At 59.3% G+C, this 26,083-nt stretch carries 20 protein-coding genes and 3 pseudogenes; 7 read left to right on the plus strand and 16 right to left on the minus strand.

Annotated elements, in window-relative coordinates:
- Nucleotides 1-16 precede the first annotated feature (16 nt).
- The 12 genes and pseudogenes from gad to ACWKV9_RS20150 form a co-directional block, all read right to left on the minus strand.
- On the minus strand, nt 17-1,447 hold the full coding sequence (gene gad / locus ACWKV9_RS20095; protein ID WP_483837878.1) for a glutamate decarboxylase: 1,431 nt from the start codon (nt 1,445-1,447) through the stop codon (nt 17-19).
- 316 nt (nt 1,448-1,763) lie between these two features.
- Nucleotides 1,764-1,940, minus strand: a pseudogene (locus ACWKV9_RS20100) (ABC transporter permease); the annotation flags it as partial.
- A gap of 142 nt (nt 1,941-2,082) precedes the next feature.
- Nucleotides 2,083-2,784, minus strand: a complete 702-nt coding sequence (gene arsH, locus ACWKV9_RS20105; protein WP_483837879.1) for an arsenical resistance protein ArsH — start codon at nt 2,782-2,784, stop codon at nt 2,083-2,085.
- A 12-nt stretch (nt 2,785-2,796) separates the two neighbouring features.
- Complete coding sequence (locus tag ACWKV9_RS20110; RefSeq protein ID WP_483837880.1) at nt 2,797-3,267, minus strand: arsenate reductase ArsC; 471 nt, start codon at nt 3,265-3,267, stop codon at nt 2,797-2,799.
- A 67-nt stretch (nt 3,268-3,334) separates the two neighbouring features.
- Nucleotides 3,335-3,682: pseudogene (locus ACWKV9_RS20115) on the minus strand (metalloregulator ArsR/SmtB family transcription factor).
- A 159-nt stretch (nt 3,683-3,841) separates the two neighbouring features.
- Nucleotides 3,842-4,627, minus strand: a complete 786-nt coding sequence (locus tag ACWKV9_RS20120; protein WP_483837881.1) for a PRC-barrel domain-containing protein — start codon at nt 4,625-4,627, stop codon at nt 3,842-3,844.
- Nucleotides 4,628-4,702: 75 nt separating this feature from the next.
- Nucleotides 4,703-4,853: pseudogene (locus tag ACWKV9_RS20125) on the minus strand (Crp/Fnr family transcriptional regulator); the annotation flags it as partial.
- A gap of 36 nt (nt 4,854-4,889) precedes the next feature.
- Complete coding sequence (locus ACWKV9_RS20130; RefSeq protein WP_483837882.1) at nt 4,890-13,529, minus strand: glycoside hydrolase family 94 protein; 8,640 nt, start codon at nt 13,527-13,529, stop codon at nt 4,890-4,892.
- A 94-nt stretch (nt 13,530-13,623) separates the two neighbouring features.
- Nucleotides 13,624-14,517 (minus strand): sensor histidine kinase, encoded by an 894-nt coding sequence (locus tag ACWKV9_RS20135; RefSeq protein ID WP_483837883.1) that lies wholly within the window; start codon nt 14,515-14,517, stop codon nt 13,624-13,626.
- Nucleotides 14,518-14,559: 42 nt separating this feature from the next.
- The gene (locus ACWKV9_RS20140) at nt 14,560-16,014 is read right to left on the minus strand and encodes an ATPase domain-containing protein (RefSeq protein WP_483837884.1); all 1,455 of its coding nucleotides are present in this window, start codon (nt 16,012-16,014) and stop codon (nt 14,560-14,562) included.
- Nucleotides 16,011-16,439: a hypothetical protein gene (locus ACWKV9_RS20145; RefSeq protein WP_483837885.1), complete on the minus strand. Its 429-nt coding sequence runs from the start codon at nt 16,437-16,439 to the stop codon at nt 16,011-16,013. Before ACWKV9_RS20145 ends, ACWKV9_RS20140 begins: the two co-directional genes overlap by 4 nt.
- Nucleotides 16,440-16,583: 144 nt before the next feature.
- On the minus strand, nt 16,584-18,731 hold the full coding sequence (locus ACWKV9_RS20150; protein ID WP_483837886.1) for a response regulator: 2,148 nt from the start codon (nt 18,729-18,731) through the stop codon (nt 16,584-16,586).
- A gap of 374 nt (nt 18,732-19,105) precedes the next feature.
- Here ACWKV9_RS20150 and ACWKV9_RS20155 point away from each other — a divergent pair, with 374 nt between their 5' ends.
- From ACWKV9_RS20155 to ACWKV9_RS20180, 6 genes are all read left to right on the plus strand, one after another.
- Nucleotides 19,106-19,351 (plus strand): Lpp/OprI family alanine-zipper lipoprotein, encoded by a 246-nt coding sequence (locus tag ACWKV9_RS20155; protein ID WP_483837887.1) that lies wholly within the window; start codon nt 19,106-19,108, stop codon nt 19,349-19,351.
- Nucleotides 19,348-19,755, plus strand: coding sequence for a hypothetical protein (locus ACWKV9_RS20160; RefSeq protein WP_483837888.1), 408 nt, complete (start codon nt 19,348-19,350; stop codon nt 19,753-19,755). The genes ACWKV9_RS20155 and ACWKV9_RS20160 overlap by 4 nt, the downstream gene beginning before the upstream one ends.
- A 14-nt stretch (nt 19,756-19,769) precedes the next feature.
- Nucleotides 19,770-20,513: a cyclic nucleotide-binding domain-containing protein gene (locus tag ACWKV9_RS20165; protein ID WP_483837889.1), complete on the plus strand. Its 744-nt coding sequence runs from the start codon at nt 19,770-19,772 to the stop codon at nt 20,511-20,513.
- Between the two features lie 176 nt (nt 20,514-20,689).
- Nucleotides 20,690-21,343 carry a BON domain-containing protein gene (locus tag ACWKV9_RS20170; protein WP_483837890.1) on the plus strand — a complete coding sequence of 218 codons (654 nt, stop codon included), beginning with the start codon at nt 20,690-20,692 and terminating at the stop codon, nt 21,341-21,343.
- A gap of 25 nt (nt 21,344-21,368) precedes the next feature.
- The gene (locus ACWKV9_RS20175) at nt 21,369-21,851 is read left to right on the plus strand and encodes a general stress protein (protein WP_483837891.1); all 483 of its coding nucleotides are present in this window, start codon (nt 21,369-21,371) and stop codon (nt 21,849-21,851) included.
- A 118-nt stretch (nt 21,852-21,969) separates the two neighbouring features.
- Nucleotides 21,970-22,542, plus strand: coding sequence for an N-acetyltransferase family protein (locus ACWKV9_RS20180; protein ID WP_483837892.1), 573 nt, complete (start codon nt 21,970-21,972; stop codon nt 22,540-22,542).
- Nucleotides 22,543-22,560: 18 nt separating this feature from the next.
- Here the strand turns inward: ACWKV9_RS20180 and ACWKV9_RS20185 are convergent, their stop codons facing one another.
- Nucleotides 22,561-23,265 (minus strand): VIT1/CCC1 transporter family protein, encoded by a 705-nt coding sequence (locus tag ACWKV9_RS20185; RefSeq protein WP_483837893.1) that lies wholly within the window; start codon nt 23,263-23,265, stop codon nt 22,561-22,563.
- 201 nt (nt 23,266-23,466) lie between these two features.
- On the opposite strand from ACWKV9_RS20185, the gene ACWKV9_RS20190 reads away from it, so the two are divergent.
- Complete coding sequence (locus ACWKV9_RS20190; RefSeq protein ID WP_483837894.1) at nt 23,467-24,120, plus strand: BON domain-containing protein; 654 nt, start codon at nt 23,467-23,469, stop codon at nt 24,118-24,120.
- 80 nt (nt 24,121-24,200) lie between these two features.
- Here ACWKV9_RS20190 and ACWKV9_RS20195 read toward each other — a convergent pair whose 3' ends face one another.
- The 3 genes from ACWKV9_RS20195 to ACWKV9_RS20205 form a co-directional block, all read right to left on the minus strand.
- Complete coding sequence (locus tag ACWKV9_RS20195; RefSeq protein ID WP_483837895.1) at nt 24,201-24,770, minus strand: N-acetyltransferase family protein; 570 nt, start codon at nt 24,768-24,770, stop codon at nt 24,201-24,203.
- A 46-nt stretch (nt 24,771-24,816) separates the two neighbouring features.
- The gene (locus tag ACWKV9_RS20200; protein WP_483837896.1) at nt 24,817-25,464 is read right to left on the minus strand and encodes a BON domain-containing protein; all 648 of its coding nucleotides are present in this window, start codon (nt 25,462-25,464) and stop codon (nt 24,817-24,819) included.
- A gap of 110 nt (nt 25,465-25,574) precedes the next feature.
- A complete protein-coding gene (locus ACWKV9_RS20205) occupies nt 25,575-26,060 on the minus strand; it encodes a potassium channel family protein (protein WP_483837897.1) in 486 nt (161 codons plus the stop codon).
- Nucleotides 26,061-26,083: the final 23 nt, after the last annotated feature.

The following is a 26,083-nucleotide window of genomic DNA, read 5'->3' on the forward strand; positions in this document are numbered from 1 at the left end:
TGAGTGAGGTGTGCGCTCAGGCGACGTTCGGAGTGTCGGCCGGGATGACTGGAGCCGCGATAGCGCCATGACTGAAGCTTGGCCCCGCATCAGAGTGCTCGACACGGTTCTTTTGCAGGTAAGCCAGGGCTTTGCGCAGGTCATCCAGCAGCAGTGCGACCAGGTCGCGACTTACGCCGTGCCGTACCAAAACCCGCTGCACCACGATGTTTTGGCGGTCAGACGGCAGGGGATACGAGGCGATCTGCCAGCCACGCATGCGTACACGCTCTGACAGGTCATACAGGGTAAAACCATGGTCAATGCCGTCCTTGAGCTTGTAGCAAACTGCTGGCAAACCGTCCTTCCCGTCGTACACCAGTTCCAGTGAGGGGAACTTCAGGATTTCTGCCGCCAGCCACTGCGCCGTGTCGGAACAGGCCTGCTGAATGCGCGTATAACCGTCGCGTCCAAGCCGCAGGAAGTTGTAGTACTGCGCAATGATTTCACCGCCTGGTCGGCTGAAATTCAGCGCGAAGGTCGCCATATTGCCGCCCAGGTAATCCACGTAAAAGATCAGCTCTTCTGGCAAGTCATCAGTGGAGCGCCAGATTACCCAGCCCACGCCCAGCGGCGCCAAGCCATATTTGTGGCCTGAAGCGTTGATGGATTTGACGCGTTCGATCACGAAATCCCATTCAAGATCTTGCTGGATAAAGGGTGCAATAAAGCCACCGCTGGCGGCGTCAACATGGATCGGGATATCCAGGTCGAGGTCGCGTTGCATCGCGTCCAACTCTGCAGCGAGGGCAGCAACGGGTTCATAGATGCCGGTGAAAGTCACGCCCAGGGTGGCTACGACCCCGATGGTGTTCTCGTCGCAATATTCTCGCAGGTCGGCCGGCAGCAGTCCCAGGGCGTTGCCACGCAGCGGCACCTCGCGGATTTCCACATCAAAGTACCGGGCAAACTTCTTCCAGCAAATCTGCACCGGGCCGCACACAAAATTGGGTTTGTCGGCGGGCAGACCAGCCGCTTCCCTGCGTTTCTTCCAGCTCCATTTCAGGGCCAGACCGCCGAGCATCGCGGCCTCGCTGGACCCGGTAGTCGAACAGCCCACCGTTTGCCAAGACTTAGGCGCGTGCCACAGGTCCGCAATGATGTGTACACAGCGGTTTTCGGTCTCCGCCGTTTGCGGGTACTCGTCCTTGTCGATCATGTTTTTGTCGAGGGCATCGGCCATCAACTGCTTCACTTCCGGCTCGACCCATGTGGTGCAGAACGTCGCCAGGTTTTGTCGGGAGTTGCCATCGAGCAGCAACTCGTCGCGCACCAGGTTATAGGCGGATGACGGCGTGATTGACTGGTCAGGAAGCCGGTACTTGGGCAGCGTGTGCTGGGAGGAGCCGCTCGAGTAAACGTCTTCGATGGCTTGATCTTGAATCTCTACGGTTTTATGAAGTGCCATGAAATCCTGCTCTTGATGAGGGGAATGGCGTAGACGTCGATCGATAGCGACCGATCTGACTGCGTCAGGAAGAAAGCAATTAACGGCTGGCAAAAAAGTGGCTGTCCAATGCAGCAACAGTGACTTGAGCGCCGTCGCCTGCGCGCGGGCAAACGTTCGTGCATTCACAGGGCCCGATGGTGCTCGACTTTTATCCCCTGACATTGACAAAGATCATTAACAGCGCAGATGCCTCGACATTTGCCGGGCGCGAGAGCGTCTAGAACGGGCTTCGCTGAGGATGCGCGAGCGCGCGGATAACAGATGACGGCCATTATCAGGAAGACAAACTGGAGCGGAATCTCAACAACGTGACGCCGAAGAAAACCGAACCTATCGCGGTCAGTGCCAGCAAATCCGGCCACACCAGACTGAGCCCGGCGTTGCGGAACAAGATGGCAGTGCTAAGGCTGACAAAATGGGTCGAAGGCGACAGCTGCATCACCCACTGCAACCCGCTTTGCAGATCCGGAGAATGGAAGGGTGCGCAGTGGGCGGTCTGATCTAGATCAATGAGTGACTGACGGGCAGAGCGTCGGGACATCGCGAGGCATCCTCGGCACCTACGATTGTTGTGTCATCCGCCTGTGGCAGTCTCAAATGGCCCGCTGATTAACGCGGGCAGTGAGTTGCTCAGCGCTTTCTTTGCGTTCGGAGTAACGGTCTACCAGTTGATCCTTGTGGTCGCGCAGCAGCACCGTGAACTTCACTAACTCCTCCATTACATCGACGATACGGTCGTAATAGGGGGAGGGTTTCATTCGGTCATTATCGTCGAACTCCATGTAGGCCTTCGGCACGGACGATTGGTTCGGGATGGTGAACATGCGCATCCAACGGCCCAGGATACGGAGCTGGTTGACGACGTTGAACGACTGCGACCCCCCGCAGACTTGCATCACCGCAAGAGTTTTGCCCTGAGTAGGACGAACCGCCCCAAGCGCCAGTGGTATCCAGTCGATTTGCGCTTTGAAGACACCCGACATCGCGCCATGACGTTCAGGAGAACACCATACCTGGCCCTCCGACCATTGCATCAAAGCCCTGAGTTCCTGCACTTTTGGGTGCTCAACGGGGGCATCGTCGGGCAGAGGCAGACCAGTTGGATTGAAAATCCGCGTTTCAGCGCCAAAGTACTCCAGCAAACGGGCGGCTTCCTCAACGGCCAAGCGGCTAAACGAGCGAGGTCGGGTTGATCCGTAGAGCAATAAAATCCGCGGCTTGTGGTCGCTGGCGCCAGTTGTAGTCGGTGCGGAATCGAACAATCCGGCATCAAGGTTTGGCAGTGGGTTTGTCATGTCTGGACCTGTTTAAAGAGCGCCGATGCGATCAAGCTCGCGCTTGAGTTCATCGCGGCTCAGGGTATTAAACGGGAGGTTAAAGAAGGCCAGGCAGCGTCGCTTGATACGCTCCAGTGTTGCACTGAAAGCTGCCTCTACGTGAGCTTCGTCGCCGTCAATTTCGGAGGGATCTTCCAGGCCCCAATGGGACTTTACTGCCGGGCCGAAGTAGACCGGACAGGATTCCCCTGCGGCTTTGTCACAGACAGTGATGACGATATCTGGCGGGCAATCTTCGAATGCGTCATTGCCTTTGCTATTGAGCCCAATGACTGAAATACCGGCGCGCTCCAGTGTGGTCAGACTGCGGGGCAGTACCGTTCCTTTGGGGAAACTTCCGGAGCTCACCGCCTGGAAGCCTTCCGGTGCCAGATGATTGAACAACGCTTCGGACAAAATGCTTCGGCAACTGTTGGCCGTACACATGAACAGAACTCGCATTAATAGCTCCTGAGGGGAATGCAGTAACGGAAACTGCAGCCAGCACGCAGCGCTGTGCCCGACGAATTCAGCAACAGGCGGTTTCGCGAATCGGGCGTCCGTCCATTTCTTGCAGTCGGGAAGAGTTTTCCTGAAGCCATTCAGCGTTTTCGCGCAACGTCACCTGCAAAACCTCATGAACCCAGGCTGGCAACGTCGGATTGAGTCGGTAGTAAACCCATTGCCCCTGGCGTCGATCCAGCAACAGCCCGCTGCCGCGTAGCTGTGCCAGATGCCGGCTTATTTTCGGCTGGCTGTCGTCCATTGCTCACATCAGCTCGCAAACACACAGCTCGCCGTGGCTTGCAATCAGCAGAGTGGCGCGGGCGCGAGTCTCGTCAGACAGGCATTTGAAGACTTCGGGAGGACTGAACATGAAGTGACCGTTAGATATGAGTAGTCGTATATACGCATATCCATATATACCGAGCAAGCTCTCGGTCTGTTCGATGAAAAATATCTGACCAAAAGCCTCAGATATCTCCGAGGCGAATATCGGTCTGACGCTTTCTGAAACCAGTGGCTTTCGAGCTGATTACCGGCGTGATTTATTAGGCGCGATGGTTTCGTCACGGTGCCAATAGCCGACCCGCTCATAGTGGTCATATAGGCTCTGCTCTCCGTCACGGCTCAACTGCTCCGAAGGTTCATAAGCAGGAGAGGCCCTGACCGCCGCGCGTTCGAGGTCCAGCGAAATGGTTTTGTCGTGCCACGACACCTCGTCGATCCACTCAGGCGCAATCAACACGCAGTGTCCCAGCCACCAGTTGCTGGTGTTGACCACCAGATATTGAACCGCCCACGTGTCTTCATTGATCAGCACGCTCTCAACGTGCCCAATCTCGCCGTCCAGGGCTTTGATGTGGTAGCCCATGATTGCCTTGCAACTGCGCAAGCGTAGATCGTTGTCTTGCGGGGGCAACGGGGTTTGTTTTGTCTGCTCCTGGAGCGCCTGACGCTCGTCGTCGGCGCCCTGTTGCGGCAATCCTTCCGGCTCACTCCAGTAGCTGGAATAGCCGTAGTAACTGAGGTGCTGTATCTCGTGATGCCGGTATATGGGTTGGTCGGTATCGATGTGGGGGCTGTTTTCGATGTGCTGTTTGTTAATGCTCACCGGCAAATTATGCGATCCCCATTCTGGCTGTTGAATGGAAAGCGGGGAGATCAGCACTTTGCGGCTGGAAAGCCAGGAGCCGGTCTCAACCAGGAGGTAACGAATGACCCACGCGGCGTCATCGAAGTAGAGGTCTTTGAGCTCACCGACATCACCGTCAACGGCGCCGATGGTGTAATCCTCAAGGTCTTGCAGGCTTCGCAACATAGGGCTGTCCATTTGTCGTGCCGTTCGAGTACTCGGCACAGGGAGGGGATACAGGCCAAGTTCTCCTCATGGCCGCAAGCGGTTCATAGACCATAGCAGCCAGCGGCATAATTGCTGGTCGATCAAGTGATGGCGATGCCTGCACTCTGAACCACTGGGCGGCTGGATGTGCTTTCACCCCCGCGAACAGCGCGATGCCGACCAACACTTCGTTGCCGGCTACGTTGCCGATCAGGGTGCGTTCAAAGGCAGGGATAGATGTCTAGTCATCGACTGCTCTCGCATATTCAAGCCCCTGCGGCCCTCTTGCGGCTGCACGACATTCGACGCTGACCCGGCGCTCGAAACCGTCATCAATCAGCGTCAACGCGCCGCCTTCGATGGGTTTGCCGTCGAGTGTCACCGCGGTGTCCATCGTGACGCCTTGGCGGACGTCGAAATGGTACTGCGTCGCGCCGAATCGATAACTCAGGGTGAAGCCAGGCCAGCCTTCAGGGATCAACGGCTCGATGCTCAGCACATCACCTTTGCGCCGCAGGCCCAGCAATGACTCGACGGCCAGGCGATACATCCATCCGGCCGAGCCTGTGTACCACGTCCAGCCGCCGCGTCCGGCATGGGGTGCTGTGCCGTAGACGTCGGCGGCCATCACGTAGGGCTCGACTTTATACGTGTCTATCCTCACGTTATTTTGCGGGTCGGCGGGGTTGATCAGGTGCAGCAACTCCCAGGCCTTGGCGGTATCGCCCAATTGCGCGAACGCCATCGCTGCCCAGACAGCCGCGTGCGTGTACTGTCCGCCATTTTCCCGTACGCCGGGCACATAACCCTTGATATAGCCGGGGTCCTGTTTGCCTTTGTCGAACGGAGGATCGAGCAGCAGAACGGCCCGGATCTCAGGTTTGACCAGGTGCTGGTCCAGCGCCTGCATGGCCTGGTGTTGACGCTTTGCCGAGCCGACCCCGGAGAGCACCGACCAGCTCTGGGCGATGGAGTCGATGCGGCATTCATCGTTGATCGCCGAGCCGAGCGGCTGCCCATCGTCAAACCAGCCGCGACGATACCAGCCCCCATCCCACGCGGACGCTTCAAGGCTGGCGCTCAGCAGAGCGGCATTGTCGTTGCAGCGCTGCGCGAAATCCTGATCGCCGTGCCTTGTAGCCACAAGAGCGAAGCGCTCAAGCACATCACAGCCGAAGAACCCCAGCCAGACGCTTTCGCCACGGCCCAGGTAGCCGACACGGTTCATGCCATCGTTCCAGTCGCCGCTACCCATCAGCGGCAGCCCGTGCTCGCCCCGGCGCAGACTGTGTTCGATGGCCCGCACGCAATGCCGATACAGCGGCTCGCGCACGTTCGAAACTCCCGGCAGGTCGTAATAGGACTCTTCGCCGGGGTTTAACACTCGCCCCTCCAGATACCCGGCGGGCTCGTCCAGCACGGACAGATCGTCGGTGATCTCCACGTAGCGGCTGGTCGCGGCAACCAGCCACAGGAAGTCATCCGAACACGCCGTGCGCACGCCGCGGTTCAGCGGCGGGTGCCACCAATGCTGCACATCACCTTGCTGATATTGGTGGTTGGCGCACAGCAACAAGTGGCGGCGTACCGTTGCCGGGTCGGCATGAATCATCGCCATGCTGTCTTGCAACTGGTCTCTGAACCCTATGGCACCGCCCGATTGGTAATAACCACTGCGGGCCAGAAAACGGCAGGCGATCACCTGATACATCAGCCAGCCGTTGACCATGACATCCAGTTCCGGAGCCGGAGTCTTGACCTGTATGACCGAGAGCAGGGACCGCCAGTGTTCCCGGACTTTTTGCAGCTGCACAGCTGCTTCCTGCACGCCCCGGAAGCGCTGCACCAGTTGCGTCGCCGCCTGAGAACTCGTCTCTGCGCCCATGCGCAGAATCACTTCGGTGCTTTCGCCGTCTTCCAGCGTCACCTTGCGCTGAATAACCGCGCACGGGTCCAGGCCACCGCCAGTGCGCCCGGACAACCCGGCATGATGCATGGCTGCCGGGGACTCAAGGCTACCGCCGCGGCCGATGAACTCGGTGCGATCCCCCGTGATGCTGTGATCGATGCCATCGGTGTCGAAGAACGCCACGCGCTCGCTGAACTCGACCGAGTAAGCATTTCTGGCGAAAAACGCGCCGCTGACCGGATCGGACTGCGTCACGACGTGCATGGCCGACTTGCTGCGCAGGTCCCCCAGCACCCATTCCACATAACCGGTCACGGTCAATTTTCGGCTGCGGTCGGAGGTGTTGTGTACCACCAACCGCGAAAACTTGATCGGCGCGTCCACGGCGACATAAACCCACAACTCGGTGTTGATGCCGTCGCCCTCATACTCGAACACGCTATAGCCAAACCCATGGCGGGTCCGGTAACGGCCGGGCCCCGGGCAGGGCTTGGGGGTGGCCGACCAGAACTGACCGGTTTCCTCATCACGCAGGTAAATCACCTCGCCGCTGGGGTCGATAACCGGGTCGTTGTGCCACGGCGTGAGCCGGAACTCATGGGCGTTCTCCGCCCAGGTGTACGCACTCCCGGTGTTGGACACGACGCTGCCCATTTGGGCGTTGGCGATGACATTGACCCAAGGGGCGGGCGTGGTTTTATCGGTGCTGGCGGTGATGACGTACTCGCTGCCGTCTTCGCTGAAACCCCCGTAATCGTTGCTCAGCAACAGCGGCGCAGCGACCGGCGCTGGCAGCGTCGGGGTCGGCAGATATCGCCGGGTAGCCAGGAAAGGAACGTACACAGGCGCGACGCGCCGCCGGTGTATCTGTTCGGTGAGAGTGCCTAATCCGTCACTGAGCACCAGTCGCGCGACTGACAGAATCAGCGTCCGGTCCTCGGTGGACATCTGCTGCGCCGTGCGCACATAAATCCCGCCCGAACGATCCACCAGCGTTGCTTCGCTGCCCGACGTCACCAATCCCATAATCGCGTCTTGCAACTGCTGACGGTAACCGGCCTGATCTTCGTTCCAGATCAGCAGGTCCACCACCAGGCCCTTCTGGCGCCAATAGGCGTGGGCCTGAATCATCTTCTGCACCAGATCAATATGATCCAGGCTTCTGATTTGCAACAGCACGATGGGCAGATCGCCGGAAATAGACTGGCCCCAGAGACCCTGCTGGTTGCGCCGATTGGCGATCAGCATGGCGCTGTTGGCGCGCATCGCTGCATTGGCAAAAATCAATGACGAGGCCATCTGCTCAAACAGCCGGGCATCTGGCGGCGAGGCATTTAGCTGGCGCAGCAGGACCTGGCTGTGGGTCCACGACAAATCGAAGACTCGATCAGCCAAGTGTCGATCACGGTATTTATTGATCAGGGACACGCAAGCGTCGCGGTCGTCAGCAACGCCGGTGACCAGATCTATCGTCGCCAGCTGTCCAGGCTGAAGGGTGATCCGGCAGCGGATCGCAACGATAGGGTCAAGCACCGCGCCAGCGCTTCCCGACAACTGCTCGCACTCAGCGTCCAGCGCGGCGGGTGACTGAAGGCTGCGCCCTCGGCCGATGAAACGGGCGCGGTCGGTTTCGTAGGAAATAGCGTCGATGTCGACGCCATGGGCGGCCAGTAAATGGCACATCCAGGGCGTGCGCTCATCGCTGTCGCGGGGACGGCGGTTGCAGATGATGGCCTGCAGCGGCATCAGCAACTCGGTCTGTACAAATAGCTTGCTGAACGCGGGGTGCATGGCATCACTTTCTGGCGAAGTCAGTACCACTTCAGCGTAAGTCGTGATCTCCAGGCTTTTGGCAAACAGGCTGCGATTGACGATGTGCAGGCGGCGCAACTCGATGTTGTCTTCGGGGGAAACGACGATTTCCATATGCGAGTCGAAGTCCAGTTCCCGGGCACGGTATTCCGCACGCGCATCGCTGAAGATCGTTTCATGGCTTTCGGTTTGACGCTGTGTGGGCTGAAAGGCCGCTGACCAGAACGTCCCTGTTTCAAGGTCCCGCAGATAACAGAACGTCCCCCAGTTGTCTTGGGTCATGTCTTCATGCCAGCGCGTCACGGCAACGTTGTTGCGCCGGCTATAGCCGCCGCCCGCGCTGCTCAGCATCACGTGATAATTGCCATTGGAGAGCAACTGAACGGCGGGGCGTTTGTGACCCGGATTGGCAAATATGCGCACATCGGTGTCCTGACTTTGGCCAGCGTCGCCCAGCGCCGGTGGCTGCGCGGCTTGCAGGTAAGGAACCGCCGTTTTGGGCACCCGCTCTTGCAGCAGCAACAAGGCCGATTGCAACGCCGGGTCGGACTCAAAGCGGCGCTGCATCGGTTGGTTGAGCAACACACTGGTCAGCGCCAGCAAACTCATGCCCTGGTGATGGGCCATGAACGACTGTACGAAGGCAAAGCGTTGCCCTCGCGGAAGACGCGCTTCGGTGTAGTCCAGCGCTTCGTAAAGCCCGTAGCGGCCAGCGGCGCCCTTTGCAGCCAGGCGTTGCAAGTTCTTGCAGGCAGCGTCGGGGTCGATCATCAACGCCAGAGCACTCGCGTAAGGCGCGACCACGATGTCCTCGCCCAGCCCACGTTTGAGTCCCAGTGCCTGTACGCCAAACGCGCGGTACTGATAATTGAAATGGGCGTCGAGTGTGTAATAACCGGATTCCGACACGCCCCACGGAATGCCCAGGCGCTTGCCGTGATCGATCTGCACGGCCACGGCGGCGTTGCAGGTCTGGTCGAGCAGACTGCCGTCATAGTTGGGCATGACCAACATCGGCATCAGGTACTCGAACATCGAGCCCGACCAGGACATCAAGGTCGGCACCCCGGCAGACTCTCCCAACAGGCGACCGAGCGTAAACCAGGCTCGTTGCGGGATCTGGCCCTGGGCGATGACCACGAAATTGGTCAGGCGCACCTCCGACGCCAGCAAGTCGTAGTAACCGGTGTCCAGCCGCCGCTCTTCGGCGTTGTAGCCGATGACGAACAAATCCCGTTTGCTGTCGTAAAGCAGCGAGAAATCCATCCACGCGAGGTCGCCCGACAGGGCGATCAAACGGTCCAGGCTGGCGATCGATTGCGTTGCTGCGCTGCGTACCGTTTGCACGCGGCTGTGATATTCGATGGCCCAGTCAGCGTCATCGAGTTGCGCCAGTTGCCGCAGGGTCTGGCGGGGCGGTTCACGACCGGCCAGCGGGGCGGGCAGGTGATAACGCTCAAGCGCCGAGATCCAGTCGCTGCATTGCGCGGCGAAGGCGTTTTGCCAATAGCCAATCTCGCCTGCCGTTTCTGGCTGCGCCCCTGGTATCAGGTCGCGAGCAGTCTCCAGCATGTCCAGCAATGCGTTGGTTTCAAGTGCGTCAGCGGCTTGTTCGAGCAGTCGCTGTACGTCGCTCAACATGCTGTTGCCACCGGAGGTTGCAATCAGCGTGTCCAGCGTATCGCGCAGGCCATTGACGATTGAAATATTCAGCAGGGCAGCGTCGGGCAGTTGCACCAGCCCTGCGCGTAAGGTGAGTAACAGACCGGCCAGGTTGCCGCTGTCCACGGTGGAGATGTAAAGAGGCCGCAGCGGCTTGAGCGTCTGGGTGTCATACCAGTTGTAAAAATGCTCTTGGTGGCGTTCCAGGGTGTTCATGCTGTCCAGTGATGCCGCCAGCCGTCGCAACATCCGGTCGGTACTCAGATAACCGAAGTCGTGAGCGGCCAGATGCGCCAGCAACGCCATGCCCATATTGGTGGGGGAGGTGCGATGGGCAATGGTTCGCTTGGGTTCTTCCTGAATGTTGTCCGGTGGTAGCCAGTTGTCCTGCGGGCCGACGAACTCGTCGAAAAACGCCCAGGTCCGGCGGCTCAGCACCCGAAGAAAGCGCAGGGCTTCGGTCGACGGTTCAAACTGTGTGCGCTCGGGGGCTGCGCTGAGCCTCCAGGCGATCCACGGACCCGCAAGCCACGACAGCCAGAGCGGGGCAGCGATGACCAGCGTGATCGGATCAGCCGACAACGCGGCGAATGCCATCAGGCCGAACAGCGGGCCTATCCACATCTCCCGGTAGAGCCCGACCAGCGAATTGGCCGAATTGCGCTCGACTTCCCGCGACGACTGCCATTGCAGCAGCAGACGCCTGCTGAAACCGATCCGCCACAGCGAGCGCGAAATGGCACCTGCGCTGTAGTACATCTCAAACGGCAGCCAGGCAATGGTGGCACCGACTTGCGCAAGGTCTTGCGCCAGCCCGCTCAACAGCGCCGCCAGGTATTGCCGATAAGGCACATTGAGTGGCGGTTGCAGCACATCGGTGAGGGTCCGAAGCAGCGGTTGCATCACCAGCAGGCCAACCACCGCCAGTGTCCAGGCCACCGGTTCGCTACTGGCCAGCCAGCCCCATGCGAGCATCAAGAGCAACGCCAACGGCTCAAGGCTTCTTCGCAGGTTATCCAGAATTTTCCAGCGTGCCATGACGTCCAGACGGTTACGCGTCCATTCACCGCTGGCGTTGCGGGTCCACGGCAGCATCCACGGGAACAACTGCCAGTCACCGCGAATCCAGCGATGCCGACGTTTGACGTCAGCGCTGTAGCGCGCTGGGTATTGTTCATACAGCTGCACGTCGCTCAGCAATCCTGAGCGGGCATAGCAGCCTTCGATCAAGTCGTGGCTGAGGATCTGGTTATCCGGCAGGCAACCTTCCAGCGCACAGGTAAAGGCGTCTACGTCATAAATACCTTTGCCGATGAAAGACCCTTGCTGGAACAGATCCTGATAAATGTCCGAGATCGCCCGCGTATAGGGATCGACGCCACCGCCACTGCCAAACAGGCGCGAATAAATCGATCGAGGGGTGCTGGTCAGGCTGATACCGACCTGCGGCTGCAACAGGGCGTAACCGGCGATGACCTTTTCCTGGCGGGCATCGAATATTGGACGATTCAACGGATGCATCATGGCCGCCACGCAATGGCGTGCGACGTCTCGGGGCAGCAGGGTGTCGGTGTCCAAAGTCAGCACGTAACGCACCGATTGCAGCGCCAGAATGTCGCCGACAATCGTCGTGAAACGCTGTTCGCCGTGTCCACGCAGCAGCGCATTGAGGTCGGTCAGCTTGCCGCGTTTGCGTTCGTGGCCCATCCACGCCTGTTCACCGGGGTTCCAGCAACGCGGGCGGTGCAGCAAGAAAAACCGGTCTGCCGTGCCATCGGCGTATTTGCCATTGAGCTCAGTGATGGCCTGGGACGCGTGGGCGAGCAAATCGGCGTCCTGCGCCATGACTTGCTCCGGCGCATCAAGGAAGTCGGTCAGCAGCGCGAAATACAGATTGTTGTCCCGGTTGGCGAGAAACCGAACCTCCAGGCCCTCCACTAGCTCCTCGATATCGGCGCGCGAATCAATCAGCGTCGGAATCGCCACCAGGGTGCGGGCTTCGTCAGGAATGCCGGTGGCGTAGTCCATCTTCGGCAGCATGGTCGGCAACAGGCTGAAGGTGACCAGCCAGTTGATCAGGCTGACCCCCAGTCGACTGGTCATGATCAAACACGGCACTGCCAACGCCAGCAATGCCAGGTCAGGCAAGCCATCGCGCTCGGCGGAAGCCAACAGCGGCAGGGCAAATATCAGCGTAAGAAACGCTGCCGGTGCGAGATAAAACGTCGAGGGTGAGCGTTGCAGCAGGCGCTTCCAGCGTTCGTGCAGCGGCACGCGGGCACCAAGGCGTTGCTCAAGCGCGCCAATGCCGGCGCCGATCAGGTAAAAACCGATGTGGCTGGCGAGTTCGACGCCCGGCCCGGCGCCGCGTTGCTCGGCGGACAGCTGGACGACTGTCTGCGCCACCTGAATTTCCGAGTGCTGACTGCGCCGCGCAAGCCGCTCGACCATGTGCCGGTAGTTGTCGCGGGTGGCGAAGTCCATGGAGCGGTAAACCGACGCCGGATCATTGTTCAGCGTGTGTTCGACATGGCTCATCGATTCGACGAACTCACGCCAGTTGGTGGCCGACAGCAGGCGCAGGCTTGCAATGCTGTTGCTGATGGACACCTGATCGGCGGACTGTTGCTGCGCGTCGAGCTGCACCTGGCGCTCGGTGCTGGAGCCGGTTTCACCAAGTATCTGCTCGATCCAGTTCAGCGGAAGGGCTAATGCTGCGCTCTGTCCTTGAAGACGGCGGGCGAATTCGGCGACAAATGCGGCCGTCAGGGGAGGGGCGGAATGGGCCATATCGGCGACGGTCAACACCACACTCTTCACGTCCCGCTCGGAGATCTCGATCAACCGCTCGGCCCAGTCATCGGCCAGGTTTCGGTCGTCCCAGTTGGCCATGACCCGGGAGGCGACACGGCGCAGGTTTTCGATCAGCGCCAGACGCAGCATGATCGGGATCGCCCACAACTCGCCCAGCGCCAGCGGCATGACGGTTTGATAGGCAACGACGAAGCGCCGCAGGCTGATTTCATCGAAGCGCCCGTCACCATGTGAAATGGTTTCCAGCGCGATGTCATAGACCCTCGGCAGGCCGGTTGAGGGGCCATTGATCAGGCGCGGCAGTTCTCGGCTGTACCCTTTGGGCAAGTGGGTTCGCGCGGTGCGAATGTGGTCTTCAATCAGGAAATAGTTGTCCAGCAACCATTCGGCCGCAGGCGTCATGCGGCGGCTGGACAGCTGCGCGTCTGTAAGCGCCGTGCAGCTGCGCATGAGCAGAACTTCGTTGTCGTCCAGCCTGCCCAGCAGAGAATCCTGCGCAGACAAGGCACTGAGCTGGTGTTGTCCGGCCAGCGCTACGCCGTGATCGGCCATCTGGTCAGCGTTGAACAGCTCGGCGCGCAGCATCCGCTCATAGCTGAATTTAACCGACGGGAATGAGCCGGTTCGGCAGAAGGCAAGCAGCCCGAGTGAGCGCTGTTTAGTACGTGTCCATAGGCTTGTCATAGGTTCCTTGATTGGACACGTGCTCAGGCAGTCTCGCCAATACCAGCGGTGTGCTCAGCACGATGCCGGCACCGGTGTGCCGTCGTGGGCGGTGTTACTGAAGCTGTGGCGCCCGGTGATGACTCTCACTGAGTTCAGACAACGGCAGCAGGAGGGTAAAGCGGCTGCCCGATCCCAGTCCGTTACTGTGGGCAACCACGCTGCCTCCATGGGCTTTCACCAGGTCACGAACCACCGTCAAGCCAATCCCCAAACCCTTCTTGTTGATGCTCAACGCATGTTCATCCTGAACGAAGGGTTCAAAGATCATCGGCAAGGCCTGGGCTGAAATACCCACACCATCGTCTGAGACCTCGATCCGCGCCCACCGGCCCTCGACGCTGTACGAGAGCGTGATGACGCCAGCCGTGGGGGTAAATTTGGAGGCGTTACCCAGCAAGTTTGACAACACTTGCGTGAGCCGAAGTTGATCTCCCTCAAGGTATGACGTCACGGCGCTGATATTGAGTGCCAGCGTTTGTTGTTTTGCCGCGATCACAGGCGCGCATACGTCTATCGCTTGCTGGATGACGTCAGACAAATCAAGGGTTTTGAGGGTCAGTCGCAGCTTTCCGGTGCTGGCCCGGCTCACGTCGACCAGATCCTCAACCAGCCGCGTCAGGTGCTCGATCTGTCTGCCGATAATCGCGTGCAGCCGGGGCATGTCTTTTTCGTTGACGTGCGCCAGCATTTCGGTGCTCAGGCTAAGGGGGGCCAAGGGCGCGCGAAGTTCATGGGCGACCATGGCCAGGACAAATTTTTCGTGGCGCAGCGTGGTTTCCGCCTGCTGCTGTAACGCCTGCGCATTCAGCGCCGCGAGTACCAGCGCACCATTGGCCTCGCGCAGGGTAACTACGGTCGCCTGCCCTTCGCTTTGAATACGCAGCATACCCAGTACAAGCTGTTCATTTGCGGCCAACAACTGTTCTGGTTCATGAGCAAGCTTCATGGCACATCTCGTTGAGAAGTTAAGCGGGCAGCGCGCAACCGTTTACTCGTCGCGCAGCCGCTGTGACGGGCGCCCACCCAGCAATCCTTCCCGATTGCGCAATGGCTGTCCGACTACGACGCCTTCGTCGTTGATCTCATAAAGCCGCAACTCGTCGGAGTGAGCGCTGGCACGCACCTTGACCACGGCCATCACCCGCAGCAAGCGGCTGTCGACCTCGATATAGCGCTGCACGATGATGGCGTCGGTCATGAACGCCGTGCCGTAGGGGCTGAAGCGAAGGTCGGTGTAGCGATCTCCCAGCTCGGAGGTCATCAGGATGCTGACACCTGCCTGGCTCAAGGCGCTCACCAGGCACGACAAGGACTCTCGAAAGTCCTCCCGAAACGTCGGCGCCAGCGCCAGTTCAAAGCCTGATAAGGAGTCAATCACTACCCGCGTTGCACCGAGGCGCTTGATCTCGTGCAGCAGCAGATGAACGATCTCATCGATGGACAAGTCCGAGGCGCGGCTGTCTACCAGACCTACCCGGTCGGTCTCTATCAGGTGGGAAAGCTCCGGGCTCTGGGACCGATTGGGGCGCTGCTCAAACACCGCGATAACGCCCGTTTCACCCTCGCGCGCCCCGGAGGCGAGAAAGCTGGCGGCCAGAATACTTTTGCCGGAACCCGAAGGCCCTGCCACCAATAGCGAATAACCTTGCGGCAGACCACCGCCGAGCATCTCGTCCAAGCCGGAAATACCGGTTTTCAGACGTGCGCGCGAGGCCGCAGCGTTGCCCAGGGGCCTCATGCTGTTTTGCACCGGTGCGAACACGTTGATGCCGGTCTGGTTGATGCGAAAGGTATGCAGACCCGGCAGGCTCGGCTGACCGCGCATCTTCATGATCTGCATCTGGCGGACCATCGAATTGCGCTGCACGCTCTGGCCCATCCAGATCAGGCCGTCGGCCACAGTGAAGATGGGATTGCTTTCAGTCTGAGAAAAGTACTCGCCGATCAGAAAGGTGGTGGCCTGCCAACTGGTCATCATCACGCCCAACTGCTGGACGAATTGCGGCAGGTTGTTGTTGGGGTTGGCCTGTGTCTGGCTGGCGAGCACCACCGAGCGGAACGAGTCAACGAACACCAGACCGGGGTTGTAGGTTTCGACCTCAGCAACGATGCGTCTTAGCACCTCGTCGAGATCGCCCGCGAGGGTGTCCATCGAGAGGTTTATGTAGCGCACCGAACGGTTGATCTCCTCGTTCTGGAAGAACTCGAACTGCTGCTGGTAGCGCAACATTTTCAACGGCGGTTCACCCAACACCGTGAAGTACAGGGCAGGGCGCTCGGGCGTAGCCAGGGCGAACATCATCTGATGGGCAAGGGTTGTCTTGCCGCTGCCGGGCGGGCCAGCGATCAGGTTGAACGAGAACTCCGGCAGTCCGCCACCCAATACATCATTGAGCCCTGGCACACCGGTAGACAGACGCTTGATATGTACAGTGGTGCTCATGTCTCGCCGCTCTGGTGATCGTTTCGGTCCATTGAGCTGGCCGTCCATTCGCCCACCAGTTGCTCGGTGAGCGAGGAGCCAATCAGCGAAACCAACAACGTGTGAAATGTGCTGACCAGCGCATAGCCGTGTCGACGAGCGTCGGCGCTGCTTTGCTGGACCAGCATGGCTTTGAAGGAGGAAGTGTTCATGGCCGCTTCTTCGCTCGCGTTCAAAGACTCGAAACAACTGTGGGTCGCCGCGCACAAATGCAGGCAGCGCCGATAGAGCGCGGCCACTGCGAGCGGGCCCAAAATGGGTGTCAGCACTGCGCGCATATCATCGAGTGTCAGCACAAATGCTTCGGCAACCTGATCGGCGCTGTAGCGGCCGTTGCCCACGGCCTTGAGTATCGGCGCGCTGCGTCTTGGTTCATCACTTGGCATGAGCATCATTACTCATCAGCACGATAGGAACTGGAGAAAGGCCGCGTCATCTTCGGGCTAGAGCCCGGGGCCGAGTTCCAGCGGCGGATAGTGTCGGTTGCTGAGTGCGCCGTCTGTCTGCTAGCGCACATAGGGAAAATCTATTCAGGAAGTCAGCGCCGCACCCTCGATATCTTGCAGGCTGGCGGCGAGCGCCAGGCGGGCCAGGGCCGGTATGGAGCGCGAATGGGTGCGGGTCATGATCGAAGCGCGATGGTTTTCGACCGTACGCTGGCTGATGCCCAGGTCCGCAGCGATGTTCTTGCTGGGATGACCGGCCAGCACCATGTCCATGATCTGGCGCTGGCGCGTGGTCAGGCTCGCGATGTAGTCAATAGCGCCTTGGCGTCCGGCCAGAATCTTGTGGTTGTGCTGGGATCGGCCCAACGCGCGATTGATGCTGTCGAGCATTTCGCTGCGGTCGCACGGCTTCTCGATGAAGTCCCACGCCCCGGCTCTCATCGCCTCCACGGCAATGGCGATATCGCCGCTGCCGCTGATGATGATGGTCGGCAGCTGATCCCCTTGCTGCCGAAGCCCGCGCAGGGTCGCTATGCCGTTCAAACCAGGCAGGCGGGCATCGATCAGCAGGCAGGCATGCTCCTGTGAGCGGTAGGCGGACAGAAATGCCTCAGCCGTGGCGAAATCATTCACCTGATAGCCCTCGCCCTGAAGAATCTGGCGGACCGTGTCGCGCATCACGCTGTCGCTGTCCACGACATACACCACCGCCTGGCTGGACTCGCGATCACCAGACTTCGGGTGCTCGCTCCCCAGCGGAGCAAACATGGCGTGTACCAGCTGGATCAGGTCTTTCAGCTTGGCGGGCTTGTGCAGCTGAGTACATTGCGCAGCGGCGATTTCAAATGAGGCTCGACTGGACACATCGCCCGTCAGCACGATCGCCGGGACTTCCGAGCGCCATTGATTGCGCAGCGTCGCGATCAGCTCAAGGCCACTCATGTTGGTGCCCAGGTGGTAATCGGCGAGGATCAGGTCAGGCTTCAAACCGCTGTGGAATATCCAGCTGAGCGCGGCGGCACTGTCCAGCGCCATTGCCACTTCGTAGCCCTGATGATGCAGCAGAATCCCCAGCAGCTTGAGCAGGTCAGCGTCGTCCTCGACGATAAGAATGATCCCGCGATGACTGGCGACGGGGCGTTGCGCCGCACGTAACGGAGTGCTGAAAGTGCTCGGTTCAAGGGTGATGGCTGGCGAGAGCGCAATGCTGATGGCGTATACGGTTCCGCCGCGCACCCCGGGCTGGCGATGCAGTTGATGGCCGAGCATTGCGCCCAGGCGCTGTATGTCGGTGAAGTCAGCATCAAGGCCAGGCTGCGCCGCGCCGCCGCCCTGGGTTCTGATCTCCAGACTCAGCCATCCACGGTGACGACGACACCCCAGCAACAGGCGCCCATTGGCGGTGTGTAGCAGTGCCAAGTTCAGCAGAGCGTGGATCATCTGTTCCAGCAGTCGGGGGTCGCTGTGTATCGACTCATGGCAGGGCACGATGCGCAATCTGGCACCGCATTGGCGGGCGCAGCCTTGCAGGTCCGGGCCGATTTTCTGCAGCAGGGTGTTGAGCTGGAAGTCCCCTCGGTGGGCAATCACCGCATCAGCCTCAAGCGACGTGTCTTGCAGGATCTGATTGATCATTGCGGACATCGCCGACAGCGTGTGACCAATCTGCTCGGCCAGATCCAGAGTGGGCGCTTCGTGCAGCGTCTCCCTCAACAGCGCTTGCAGCAGTTTGAGCGTTTGCAGGGGCTGGCGCAGGTCATGGCTCAAGACAGAAAGCATATTGAGATGGTTGATCCGGCCGATCTCCACTTCCTTGCGCGTCCGACCAAGCTCCGAGGCAAGGTGCCGGACGTCAGTGAGATCGGCGAAGGTCATTGAAACCCCCGCTTGCGCTAAGCCTTGCGCCTCGAAACGCGCCACCCGGCGTCGATAAATACGCTGATCGCGACTGGTGATTTCCCGCTCCGGATCACCGTCCTGACTCAGGGCAGTCGCGACGTCCGCGGCCAGCTCTTCGCCCAAACCACTGGTGCTGAGGTCAAACAGGGATCTACCTATATCCACTGACCGGATATTGATCAGCGACGAGATGGCAGGGGTGAAAAAAAGAATGTTGAGGTTGGCGTCCAGAAACAGCGTGGGGGCGGCGGCGAGATGGAGAAAAGGCTGAAACGGGTCACTGATTTCATTGCCGAGGGCGGCTTCCAGGGGTGGTCCTGTTTGGCGACGCATGCTGTTTACCTCGATGAAGGGACTTGTAAGAGATTAGACGTGAATGTGCGTTGCATTCGCTCCCCCCGTCGGCTGGAAGGTCGTTACCGCCGGGTTTCTTTGCTGCGAGGTTTCGGTGAAACGGCTCTGACGCCGCGTACACGGGGCGATCAAGGCGTCTAGGTATATTCCGAACTGCCGGTTTTTCGGCCACATGGTTACTGTGCAAGCACGGCCAGCCTGGGCATCCAGAGCAGTCAATGATCGATCACGATAGCAAGTCTGGGTGTAACAGTGCCCAGAGTTTGGGTCTGGATCAGCCGCTGCAATGGGTTGCAGGCAGTTGCCGCATTTTCGATAACAACTGACGTATCAGTGAGCAGTGGAGAACGACCATGAACAGAATAATGCTAGGGACTTCGTTGGTATTGGTGATGGTGATGACGTCTGGGTGCATGCAGCAACGTCATCGTGAAATAGAGGCCAGGATCAGCGGTGCCGAAGACATGGCTGCGGCTGCCAGAGTGCATGCCAATGAAGCTTATATCAAGGCGGAGCAAGCGCTGAAAACGGCATTGGAAGCGCAGAAGTCAGCGGACGATGCCAACCGGCGTGCCAGCCGGATGGTCGACAAAAAATGAAGCGAATCATGGGGCTCTGTCTGGCGCTGACGGTGGGCTGCGCGCAACTCCCGGCAGCTCAGTCGCCTGCCCCAACGGCAATCCGCGAGAAGGGCGTTGTCGATATCGGCGCGCCTCGTGTCGACATTGAGCCCTCAAGCGCCGATCAGAAAACGGCCAAGGCCAAGGCGCTGATGGGAGTGGAAGGACGCGGGTGGGTGTTTGACCCACTGTTCGCCACCGCTCGCAATGACCGTGGAGATGACATCGCCGTCTGTGGTCACGCACGGCAATCGGGCAGCGACAACACGCTATTTTTTGCGGTGTACCAGGGCGAACTACTGCTGTGGGATGACCGCGCTCCCCCAGGGCTCAGCATCGAGAATCAGTTTCTGACGCTGATCTGTAGCGCCAAGCCGCTGTAAATGAGGCAATCGATATGTTGGCTACCCAACTGCAGCAGAGTCCGCGATTTAACACCGCCTTTGTGTTGCGCAGTGTTTCGCCGCGTGCTTTGTCGATGGGGCTCAGCCTGCGCGAAGTTGAGCGTCTGGAAACCCTGGTCATTGACAGGATCAAGGTGAAGGCGGGGGCAGCACTGTGCCGTATGGGCGACCCCTTGCGCTCTCTTTATGCCGTTCGCGTGGGTTCATTCAAGAACTGCAAGGTGTCGGTTGAGGGTCACGAACAGATAATCGGCTTCCCGATTGCGGGTGAATTCCTCGGTCTGGACGCCATCGGCACCCATAAACACACCTGTGATGTGGTGGCACTGGAAGACAGCGAAGTGTGTTCGATTCATTTCTCGAGTCTGGAAAAACTGACTCAGGACATGCCGGCCTTGCAACACAACCTGAGCAAGCTGCTCAGTCGCGAGATCGTGCGTAGTCACCATATGTTGTTGCTGATGGGCAACATGAATGCAGAAGAACGGCTGGCGACGTTTCTGCTGAACTTGTCCCACAGCCTCAGTCTTCTCGGAAACTCTCCCAAGAACTTTGTACTGAAAATGCGTCGCGACGATATCGGTTCTTACCTTGGGCTGCGTCTTGAAACTATCTGCCGCTGCATCGCGCGCCTGCAGCTTCACGCACTGGTCGAAATTTCCGGGCGAGACGTGAAGATCGTCAATATGGAAGGGCTCAGGTATCTCGCCGCAACCAGCGCAATACGTGAATTGTAAGCCCTTCGTCACGCCGTTTTTTCCTGCCTTTCTGTGCCTGCGCATGCCCCCTTGTTCATCACCGATTGAGTAGTTTCCGAGGCTGTGCGCGTGACGACCACGCGAGTAGGTTTTCAGGGGCCGGGCACGATGCGAACGTCGCTTTCGGCTTCTTCTTTTTCACAGAGGCTTGGATCATGAAAACCGATAGACAGTTGAAAGATGACATCACTTCAGAGCTGCGCTGGGAGCCCTCGATCAACGCCGAGCAGATCGGTGTCGAGGTCAAGGATGGCGTGGTGACGCTCGCGGGGCAGGTCGATACCTACGCTGAGAAGTGGAACGCGGAAAAGGCCGCCGAGCGCGTCGCCGGGGTACGGGCGCTGGCGATGACAATGACTGTCAAACTCGCCGGTCCCCATCTGCGCACCGACCCGGAGATTGCTGCGTCGGCCATAACCGCGTTGCAGTGGAAAACGTTTTTGCCCAATGACGCCATTCAAGTGACGGTGGAAAACGGCTGGGTGAACGTTTCTGGCACAGTGGAGTGGGAATATCAGCGCCAGGCGGCGCTCACTGCGCTGCGGGATCTGACCGGTATCAAGGGCATGAGCAATCACATTTTGATCAAGCCCAAAGTGTCAGTCAGCAGCGTTAAGTCAGACATCGAGGCGGCGTTGAAGCGTCGTGCCATTGATGACGCCGCGACTATCCATGTCGAAGTCAAAGGCTGCGATGTGACCCTTAGCGGCACCGTCAAAAGCTGGCCCGAAAGGGAACTGGCGCGTTACTCGGCCTGGAGCACCGCAGGGGTGCAGGACGTGGTGAACAACATCGTTGTGACTTACTAGCGCTGACTGCTCCCGAGGAATTGACATGACCACGCAAGGTTCATACGCCTACATCTTCAACACCCACGCCGAGGCCGAAACGGCAATCCGCGCCCTGAGCAAATCGAGTTTCGACGTCAAAAAGCTCTCGATTGTCGGCAAGGGCTATCACAGTGAAGAACACCCCATGGGTTTCTACACCGTCGGTGACCGGATGAAGACCTGGGGCAGCATGGGTGCTTTCTGGGGAAGTATCTGGGGAATCCTGGCGGCACCGGCGGTGTTTTTCCTGCCTGGGCTTGGCGTGATAGCTCTGGCCGGACCCATCGTGACGTTGCTGGTCAGTGCGCTTGAGGGGGCCGCGGTGATCGGCGGCCTGTCAGCGATCAGCGCAGCGTTCATGAGCATTGGTGCCAGTAAAGACGACGTGATCAGGTACGACACTGCGCTCAAAGCAGATAAGTACGTCCTGATTGTGCATGGCACGCCCGATGATATCGGCCATGCGCGTTCGGTGCTCGATAGCTGATTGATTCGTGTCCGAGCCTGCCGCCTCCGCGCTTTAAAGCCTGGGGCGGCGACCGGCTGTGCTGGACACCACGGCGCTGAAAGGCCTCATCCACCTCTGTAAATGCGAGCTCTTTGCCATGACTATTGATTACGCAGTTGAAAGGATATTGGCTGAAATTGATGCGCAAACGCCCGACGAACACTGGATTCAGGCGCTGGACAATGGCACTCAGGTGCTGATTCGCCCACTGCATGTGGAGGATCGCTATCGCGAGTTCGCTTTCATCAATGCGCTGTCTCCCGCCACAAAACGCTTTCGATTCCTTGCGACGGTCGCGGAAGTTGACGACACACTGCTCGATCAAATGATGGACATCGATTACAAAAACCGGATGGCCTACGTGGCACTCGTCCATAAAAAAGGCGCATTGACCGAAATCGGCGTGAGCCGTTACGCCGACCTTGATGGCGGCAAACGTTGCGAGTGCGCCGTGGTCGTGGCCGATAAGTGGCAGCGTCAGGGGCTGGGGTTTTTGCTGATGGAGCATCTGATAAAAGCGGCGCGGCGCAATCACTTTCAGACCATGGCGTCGTTGGACCTGACCGACAACCCGGCCATGCAGCATCTGGCGAGAAAACTGCGGTTTGCCAGATTTCACAACACCACGGATTTCAGCGAAGTGATCCATGAGTTCGATCTGCGCCGATAATTGGTCGGGGGCGATTGGCTACACTGCCGCCCCGAACAGTCGGCCCACGGACGCTGTGACCACCATCGCCAGCGCTCCCCAGAACGTCACGCGGCAGGCACCGATGATCAACGAAGCGCCGCCTACTTTCGCCGCAATGGCGCCGAGCAACGCCAGAAACAGCAGTGACATCAGGCAAGTGGCGATGATGACGTGCGCCAGCGGCACCCACACCGTTACCGCCACTGGCAATGCAGCCCCGAGGGTAAAGCTCGTCGCCGACGCCAACGCTGCCGGGAGTGGCCGGGCGCGCACCACTTCAGAAATACCCAGTTCATCCCGGGCGTGCGAACCCAGCGCGTCGTGTGCCATCAACTGCTGTGCTACCTGCGCAGCCAGTTTCGGCTCAAGGCCTCTTGCAACGTAAATGTCTGCCAGCTCTCGGTGCTCCGCGAGCGGTGTTGTAGCGATTTCTTTTTCCTCCCGGTCAAGGTCGGCGTGTTCGGTGTCGGCCTGGGAGTGAACGGACACGTACTCGCCTGCCGCCATCGACATGGCACCCGCCACCAGCCCCGCGACCCCCGTCACAATCAACGTCTGGTGGGTGGTGCTGGCGGCTGCAACGCCGATCAACAAGCTCCCGGTGGAGACAATCCCGTCATTGGCGCCGAGCACGGCTGCCCTGAGCCAGCTGATGCGACTGCTCTTGTGGGTTTCAGCGTGGCGTCGTGTGAATTGACTCATCGAAAATGCCCTGCAGTGGGTGGGTTGAGTTGAATCTGTAGGTAGTTTCCGAGGCTACTCACGAGGGGGGCAGAGGCCTAAATTAGTGGCCTGAGCAGCAGCGGCCGAAGCGATGGTCAGCGTGTAAGCACTCAGTCATTCAGGATCTACCGTAGTCACCGAATCGCCAATGCGATCTCCTTCACCTTCGGAATCAACCTCATGAAAACGGATAAACAGCTGAAAAATGACATCCTCGCCGAGTTGCGCTGGGAACCGTCGATCAATGCCGAGCAGATCGGCGTCGAGGTCAAGGATGGCGTCGTCACGCTGGCCGGTCACGTCGACAGCTACGTTGAAAAGTGGGCCGCTGAAAAAGCGGCTCAACGGGTGTCCGGGGTGCGCGGCCTGGCTGTAGAAATGGACGTCAATCTGCCAGGTTTGAGCGAGCGCAGCGACGGCGATATTGCCAGCTCTGCGAGCAGTGTCCTGGACTGGACGACCTACCTGCCCAAAGACGCAATAAAGATCCAGGTCGAAGGCGGCTGGGTCACCCTGTCCGGCGATGTGCAGTGGCAATATCAGCGCGCAGCCGCCATGGAGGCGGTCCGTAATCTGATGGGCGTCAAGGGCATCAGTAATGACATCTCACTCAAGGCCAGCGTGTCAGCCAGTGGGGTAAAAACCGATATCCTGGAAGCGCTCAAACGTCGGGCGATTGTCGGTTCACAGAAGATCAAGGTTGAAGTGTCAGGGGCTGACGTGACGCTGTCCGGCACTGTCGATAACTGGTCAGAACGTGAGCTGGCCCGGCACACGGCATGGAACACCACAGGCGTGACCAACGTTCAGGACGATATCGTCGTCGTGTCCTGACGCAGACACGGTGCAAGGCAATGGCCTGGCACCGTTTTCCACGAACACGCAACAAGGTCATGACGTGATACCGGCGGTCATCACGGAGCCAGCACGTACTCGTGAAAAACCCTTGGCCCATGTTCGGCATCTTCGCGCCGCGTGAATCCCAGGCTTGCCGTCAGCCCGTCAATGGCCAGGTTGCCCGCCGCATCCATCGACGACATCTTGCTGAAACCCTTGCGCTTGGCCGCCTCCATCAAGTGATGCATCAGCGTCGTCGCCACTCCCCGTCGTTGCCACTCATCGGCCACCGCCACAGCAAATTCGCAGTGAGCGTCCCCTTCATAGGCACCGTAACGGGCAACGCCCACTTCAGTGAGCGTGCTGTTGTGGTAGACCAGCGCGATGTAGGCCAGACGTTTGCGCACGTCGACGTCCATAAGCTGGTCGTGGGGCGGCTTCCGGTCGCTGAACGATCCGAGAAAGCGAAAGTGGGGAATGCCCTTTCCCAGGCTGTTGAAAAAAGCGAAGTCTCGATCACGGTCCTTGTCAGCCAGTTCACGGATCAGCACCGGGGTTGCGTCGCTCAATGTTTCAACCCAATACCCTCCGATCAGGCCTTGGGTTTCATCGTTGAATTGCTGGATGCTGCTGGAGGTATGAGGCATTGCAGTTACTCCCGCTGAACGCGTAAAGAGGGGACACGGCTCAAGGTCAATCGATGAGCAAATGGTTTTCTACGTTTCTTACCCCAGGCACCGACCAGGCGGCGTGCTCTACGGTTTTACGTTCAGTCCATCGATTGACGAAGCCTTCGAGTTTCACCAGATTGCCGACGGCGCTGACCCGAATTTTGCTGGCATCGAGCTCGGAATTACGGGCCAGTGCTGCCTCGATAAGGGTCTTGAGGTCTTCGACGCTGACCTTGGGTTTGACCGCCAGCATGTTGTTCAGCCCGGCAACGCCAGCCAGTGTCTGGATAGCGTGTTGCGCGGCTTCTTTCTGGTATTGCCACTCCACCTCACCCTCAAGCGTGACCCAGCCCTGCTGCACCTTGATCTGAATTTTGTCGGCAGGGACCGCTGTGTTCCAGCGAATCAGGTCCAGGCAGCGCGAGGCAATCAGGCCGTCGTCGATGGCCATGTCGGTGGACACGCGCACTTCCAGTTCCTCTGCCACGGCACGCACGCCCTTGACGCTTTTAACCGCGTGTTCGGCAGCGATTTTTTCGGCGTAGGTCCGCACATGGCCTGAAAGCACCACCACCCCATCCTCGATGCTCACACCAATGGCCGCCGCGTCGATGTGCGGCACGAACTCAAGCTCATCCAGAATCTGTCTGCGTAGTATCAGGTCGCTCATGATCATTGCTCTTGGTGGCGGGATAGGCGCGACCGGATGACTCAGGCCGCGATCTGATCATTGAGCGCGTGCTGGAGAAGCAAACATTGAGCTTTGTCAGTGAAAGACGCTTAAAGGCTGCCGCTTGTTGGTTTTCCCGGCGAACGGGCCTTACGCCCGTGAGGGATCGGCGTGTTGGTGCGCCAATATCGCTGCATTTCAATGAACAGAAATGATGCGGTCCAGGTGATCAGCACCAGACCTGTCAGCGCCTCCAGCCCGGTCAGATACTTGAGCGGCCCGGTCGGGCTGATGTCGCCAAAACCCAGGGTGGTGAAGGTCGTGAATGAGAAATACACCGCATCCATGAAGCTGCCGTCGAAGTTGCCGGTCAGGTGCCCGAGCGACTGCGAGCGGTTCATCCAGTAATAGCCCAGCGCAAATATCCAGACTTCGATGGCGTGGGCGATGAGAGCGCCCAACACCCCGAAGACCATGCGGAAGCGGTGCCACAGGTTGAGCCTGGGCATCAGCAGATTCAGGCGCAGCAGGCATTCGTAATGAACGATGACCGCCGTGGTGATGATCACGATGTTGATGAAGGTGACAGCGATCATAAGGGGCTCCAAAGGCCTTAATG

The organism is Pseudomonas corni (assembly GCF_057128765.1).